Below are 5,872 nucleotides of genomic sequence, written 5' to 3'. Positions count from 1 at the left end.
CGCGATGTCTCCGCCGGGCTCGTCCGGCGTGGGCAAAACATCCCAACAGGTAGTGCTACCTGTCGTGACGTTCCTGTTTCGCTACTGGACAGAAGGTATTCTGCCGTCGAATACTGACGCAAGTTTCCAGGGGTGTGGTGGCGAGGCGGCTGAGAGGCAGTGGCGGCAGGTCCCCCCGCGCCCGGAACGTGCTCAGGAGCAAGCCCCCGACATGAAGCAGAACTGGATGAAGTGGATGGCCGCCGGTCTGGCGCTGCTGGCCCCGCCCGCGCTGGCGGAGTCCCCAGCGAAGAAGGCTCCGGCGCAGGAGCTGTCGGCCGGCGTGACCAGCGTGTTCCACGGCTCTTTCTACAGCCTCTCCCCGACCATCTACGCGGCCGAGGTGGCGTACAACCGGGCCCTGGCGGCCGAGGGCTTCTGGAGCCGGGTCCGGATCGGAGGCGGCGTGCGCGGCGGCCTGCCCGACAGGCTGGTAACCGTGCCCTTGGAGGTCTATGTCCAGGCCCGGCTCACGGCCCGCCTCGGCATCTGGGAGGGGGCGGCGGGGCCCGAGGTGGGGGTGGGCGGCATGTCCACCCTCTACCCGCTGCTGGGGGACAACGACGGAGGCCACCTGGAGGACAGGCTGGTGGGCCCGATGTACTTCGGCTTCGGCGCGGCGCCGCTCCGCTTCCACCTGGGCCCCGTGCTGCTCAGTGGCCTGGAATTCAACTTCGCGGCGACGGGACTGCCCCTGGGCTCCGCTTCCGCCATCCGCGTCACCTTGCTTCGCCTGGGAGTCTCGCTGTGAACCGCTCTTCCACCCGTCCGATGTTGCTCGCGGCGGCCCTGCTGGGTGCCGCCGCCTGCTCGCCCGTCACCCCGCTGGACACGTCCAAGCTTCCCATTCTCGAGGAGATCTCCGGGCAGATCGATCAGGACCGGATGATGGCCACCGTGGGTGATCTGGTGGCGGAGCACAAGTCCGAGGAGCCGCTGGACTGCAATCTGCTGGGCGACAACGCCTCCGTCTACCCGGAGCTGTGCAACCTCACCCACGTGAAGGCGGGGGAGTACCTGCACAGGCGGCTCGAGCAGTTGGATCTGCCGGTGCGCCGCGAGGTGTTCGCCAAGGATCTGCTGACCGTCTCCAACGTCATCGCCGAGCACAAGGGCGTGACGCACCCGGAGGAGGTCGTCATCATCGCCGCCCACTACGACGTCTACTACGCGGCGGCGGATGACAACAGCACGGGCGTGGCCGCGATGGTGGAGCTGGCGCGCGTCCTGTCGCAGTACAAGTTCGACCGCACGCTGCGCTTCGTCGGCTTCGACCTCGAGGAGCTGGGCTATCTGGGCAGCCACCGCTACGTGGAGTCGCTCGGCAACAGCAAGGAGGTGGTGCTGACGGTGAACTTCGACAGCCTGGGCTACTACAAGGATGAGCCGGGCACGCAGAACACCTCCCTCGGGCTGCCCGCTCCCTCCGAGGCCAACTTCCTGGCGGTGATCGGCAACGACAACTCCCTGGATCGCGTCAACGAGTTCATGGCGCTCAACGAGTCGTTCAAGACGATCCGCACGTTTGGCGTGGTGGCCAGTGGCTGGGGCAACAACCCCGGCAACGCCCCGCTGCTGCGCAGCGATCACGGCCCCTTCTGGCTGCGCGGCCACCAGGCCGTCTTCATCAGCGACACGGCCTATTTCCGCAACCCCGGCTACCACAACGAGAAGGACACCATGGACCTGCTCAATCCCCCCATGTTCCGCAAGGCGGTGCAGCTCTCCGCCGCGGCCATCGCCTATTGGGCGGGAGTCCGGCCATGAAGCGCGCCCTCACCGCGGTGTTGCCGGCCCTCGTGGCGCTGGGGCTGGTCCCGGCCACGTCCCGCGCCGCCGACGAGCAGCCCGCCGCCGATGCCGCGCCCGTCCATCGGTTCTCCGTCTACAGCCGCGGCGGCGTCCAGGCGTACCTCTCGCCCACCCGCTCCACGGGGATGTTCGGCGGCTCGTTCGGGGTGCGTGACATCATCCAGGATCGCTTCATCCTCCAGGCGGATGTGGGCTACCTGATGAACTTCGGCAACGTGGTGCCCGTGCAGGTGGCGGCCGGCATGCAGCACCGCCTGGGCTTCTACACCCCGGCCGCCCTGGTGACGCTCACCGGCTTCCTGGGCGAGCGGGTGACGTTCCTCGACGCCGAGCACCCCTCCGTCAACCGCGTCCCGCCCATTGCCGCGGGCGTGCTGCTGGCACCGGCGCGCTTCACCTTGGAGGGCGCCCAGTTGTCCATCCTCGAGTTCGGCGTGGGCGTCAGCCCGGAGTTCCCCGGGTTGGGCGTGGCCTACCAGCTCAATCTCATTGACGTGGGCGTCTCGTTCTAGCGGTCCGCTCCGAATTTTCTGATCCAACCGGATACGGGCCTGGCGGAGTGGAGGCACATGTGCCGCCACCTGCCCCCGTGCCGTAGAGGGGCCCACCGGGACCGGGGGCCCATCGGGTTGACCACCTGTGAACGCCCCGGGTGCGCGGTGCGTCAACCGAGTGCCGCCGGGTGGACGTTCATCACGTCCCGAGGCGAAGAGCACTCACCAACCCCCTCTCCCGTGCGCATACCGAGCACGGAACCAAGGGAGATGGGGGAGGTGCCGGCATGGCCACATACCGACTCATCCGCAAGCTCGCGGCAGGCGGCATGGCGGAGGTGTTCCTGGCCAAGGTGGTCGGGGCCGAGGGCTTCGAGAAGCCGGTAGCGGTCAAGCGCATCCTTCCGTCGCTGGCGCAGGACCGGGAGTTCGTGGAGCTGTTCCTGCGCGAGGCCAAGCTGACGGTGTGCCTGCAGCACGCCAACGTGGTGCAGGTGTTCGACCTGGGCTCCATCACCGGCCAGTACTACATGGTGATGGAGTTCGTGGACGGGGAGAACCTGCGCGCGGTGCAGCGCGGGGCCGCGGGCAACCAGGTGCCACTGGGTCTGCGCGAGGTGTGCTTCATCGTCCAGCAGGTGACGGAGGGTCTGGCGTACGCGCACGGACGCGTGGACGCGATGGGCCGGCCGCTCAACATCATCCACCGCGACGTCAACCCGTCCAACGTGATGGTGGCCAGCAGCGGCGAGGTGAAGCTGGCGGACTTCGGCATCGCCAAGGCGGCCAACGCGCAGAGCGGCACCCAGGCGGGCGTGGTGAAGGGCAAGGCGGGCTACCTCGCGCCGGAGCAGGTGAAGGGCGCGGAGGTGGATCAGCGCGCGGACCTCTTCCTCATCGGCCTGATGCTGTACGAGCTGCTCGCGGGCAGGCAGCTCTTCAGCGGCCCGGACTACTTCCTGACGCTGCGCAACATCGCCCAGTTCGACGTGAAGAGCCTGGCGCCGGTGCCCGGAGTGCCTCCGGCGCTCTGGAGCATCGTCACCCGGGCGCTGGCGCCGGAGCCGTCCGCGCGCTTCCAGCGGGCACGGGACATCTCGGACGCGCTGCAGAACTTCCTCTTCGATCACCGGCTGCGCGTGGGGCCGCAGGACGTGGCGGCGCTCTTCTCGCGCTGCTTCCCCGGCCGCCGCTCGCCGCTGGACGGGGCCACCGAGGTCCGGGGCGAGGAGATCCGCCTCGGCTCGGACGCGGGGCTGCAGCGCCCGCAGACGCTCACCTCGGTGCGCTCGCGCCCGCCCTTCCCGGGAGGGCCGCGTCCGGGCACCTCGTCGCTTCCCTCGATGCGCGCGGTGACGGACCCGGCCCGGTTGACGCCGCCACCTCCGCCGCTCGAGGCGCGCGCGGGCCCCTCCGTCACCATGCAGGTGCCTCCGCAGCCCGCCGCGCGGAACACCTCCCTCACCATGCAGGTGGGCCCTCCCGCCGGTGTGCGCACGGGGGCTCAGCCCGGCCTCAACACCTCCCTCTCCCTGCCGACGCAGACGCGCGTGATGCGGCCGGCGCGCCGCAAGCTGGGGGAGATGCTGGTGGCCTCGGGCCGGCTGTCGGAGACGCAGCTCAAGGGCGCGCTGGAGCGGCAGAAGCGCACCGGCGGCCGCATCGGCGAGCTGCTCGTGGCCGAAGGGCTCGTCACCGAGGAGGACGTGGTCCGCGCCCTCGGCGAGCAGGGCGGCATCTCCTTCGTCTCGGACAAGGTGCTGCGCACCATGCCGGTGCCCAAGGCGCTGTTGTCGCTGCTGCCGGTGGAGAAGGCCGAGCGGCTCGAGGCGGTGCCGGTGGCCCAGCAGTCCAAGGAGCTGGTGTGCGCCATGCGCGAGCCGCGCGACCTGGCCCGCCTGGACGAGCTGAAGTTCATCACCGGCTGCTCCGTGCGCGGCATCTACGCCACCGAGGGCGCCATCCGCAGCGCCATCGGACGCTTCTACCGGGGTTACGACCCGGAACAGATGGGCGACTGGTCCAACATCATGCCGCTGGCGGGCTCGGAGTCGGACAAGGGCGTCACCCCCTACTCCGACAAGCACACCCGCACGCGCGAGCGTCTGCTGGACGAGTCCGCCTTCGAGGAGATCTCCTCGGCGCCCACGCCGCCGCCCGCGGCCCCGCCGCCGGTGCTCGAGCCCACGCCCGCGCCGCCGCCGGTGCTGCGTGCGGCGCCCGCCTCGCTGGCGCGCACCATGCTGGTGGTGTCGGACGACCAGGAGCTGCGCGACGCGGCGGTGCGGTTGCTGACGCGCCAGGGTGTGGCGGCCTCGGGTAGCAGCGCCGCGGACGTGGAGAAGGCCGTGGCGCTGGGCGGTACCGAGGTGGCGCTGGTGGCCGCGGACACGGTGCCGGACGCGCCCTCGGTGGTGGCGCGATTGATGACGGTGGCGCCCTCCATGGAGGTGCGTGTGCTGCCCTCGCTGGCCGAGGCGCTCGGAGGCGAGGCCGGTCCGTTGAGCCGCGCGGCGCGGTTGCATGCGCGCGTGGTGGACGCGGCGCTCGCGGCGCTCGGTGGGGTAGGCGTGCAGGGCGCGGCATTGGCCAAGCTGGCCCGGCGCGTGGCCCGGCGGCTCGGCGCGGGGCGTGCGGAGGCCGAGCGGGCTTCCGCCGTGGCCTATGCGCTGGCACTCGCGGCCTTCCAGGAGATGGGCGGAGGCGAGCGGTTCACCCGGCCGTCGTGCGAGGCGATGCGCGCCATCCTCGGCCGGGACGCGGGCGAGCTGGCCGGGCTCATCGGGGCATGCACCCGGGACGCGGCTCCGCTGACGGAGAAGGCGGACAAGGCCACCCAGGCGCTGGCCGCGGCGGTGTCGCTGCTGGAGGTGGCGGGCACGGCCATGCTGGGGGCCTCGGCCGCGTCGCAGTCGCTCGTCAAGCTGCGCGCCGAGGCGAAGCTGCCCGCGGCGGCCCTGGAGGCGCTCTCCGCGGAGGTGATGGAGTTGGTGCTGGGCGAGAAGGCCACGCACACGGTGGTGCTCGCCGAGCCCAACGCGGCACGGGCCTCGGCGCTCCAGGCCCGTTTCCTCGCGGATGGGGTGAGGGTGGTGCTCGCCGACTCCGCCGCCCGGGCCCGTGTACTGCTGTCCGAGGGCAGCCAGGCCCTGGTGGTGGCCTCGCGGCTCCCGGACGGGGATGGTGCCGAGCTCACGCGCTCGCTGCGCTCCACGTCGGAGACGTCCGCGCTGCCCATCTTCGTGCTGGCACCCCCGGAGGACCCGGGACTGGTGGAGGCCGGCCTGGATGCCGGTGCGGACGACGTCCTCACGTACCCCGTCAACCCGGAGGTGCTGGTGGCCAAGCTGCGGCGCGCGTTGCAGCCTCGCCGGGTATCGGTGGCTCCGGTTCCGGCTCCCGTGACGGCGCCGATGACCCCGGCCTCCGCCTTGGTGAGTGCCTGAACCCAGGCGGCCTCCCGGGCGCGCTCTTCACGAACTTGTCCAACAGTTGGACAAGTTGCGGAAGACCGCGCCCGGCGGACC

4 protein-coding genes are annotated in these 5,872 nt (G+C 71.0%); all 4 read left to right on the top strand.

The window, feature by feature from the left end; genetic code table 11:
• The first annotated feature begins 211 nt into the window (after positions 1-211).
• Positions 212-790: a hypothetical protein gene (locus BO221_RS12220; RefSeq protein WP_073560593.1), complete on the top strand. Its 579-nt coding sequence runs from the start codon at positions 212-214 to the stop codon at positions 788-790.
• A complete protein-coding gene (locus tag BO221_RS12215) occupies positions 787-1,806 on the top strand; it encodes a M28 family peptidase (RefSeq protein WP_143195407.1) in 1,020 nt (339 codons plus the stop codon). The genes BO221_RS12220 and BO221_RS12215 overlap by 4 nt, the downstream gene beginning before the upstream one ends.
• The gene (locus tag BO221_RS12210) at positions 1,803-2,363 is read left to right on the top strand and encodes a hypothetical protein (RefSeq protein WP_073560591.1); all 561 of its coding nucleotides are present in this window, start codon (positions 1,803-1,805) and stop codon (positions 2,361-2,363) included. The genes BO221_RS12215 and BO221_RS12210 overlap by 4 nt, the downstream gene beginning before the upstream one ends.
• A 269-nt stretch (positions 2,364-2,632) precedes the next feature.
• Entirely contained in the window at positions 2,633-5,791 is a 3,159-nt protein-coding gene (locus BO221_RS12205; RefSeq protein ID WP_073560590.1) for a protein kinase, read from the top strand.
• Positions 5,792-5,872: the final 81 nt, after the last annotated feature.

It is taken from the genome of Archangium sp. Cb G35, from assembly GCF_001896145.1.
Classification (GTDB): Bacteria; Myxococcota; Myxococcia; order Myxococcales; family Myxococcaceae; genus Archangium; species Archangium violaceum.
Note: the sequence above shows the minus strand (reverse complement) of the source record. Positions and strands in the feature narration are given on the sequence as shown.

What these genes read in the sequence shown, in the direction of transcription:
- BO221_RS12220 (WP_073560593.1), top strand. Translation starts at nt 212, where the DNA reads ATGAAGCAGAACTGGATGAAGTGGATGGCCGCCGGTCTGGCGCTGCTG.
- BO221_RS12210 (WP_073560591.1), top strand. Translation starts at nt 1,803, where the DNA reads ATGAAGCGCGCCCTCACCGCGGTGTTGCCGGCCCTCGTGGCGCTGGGG.
- BO221_RS12205 (WP_073560590.1), top strand. Translation starts at nt 2,633, where the DNA reads ATGGCCACATACCGACTCATCCGCAAGCTCGCGGCAGGCGGCATGGCG.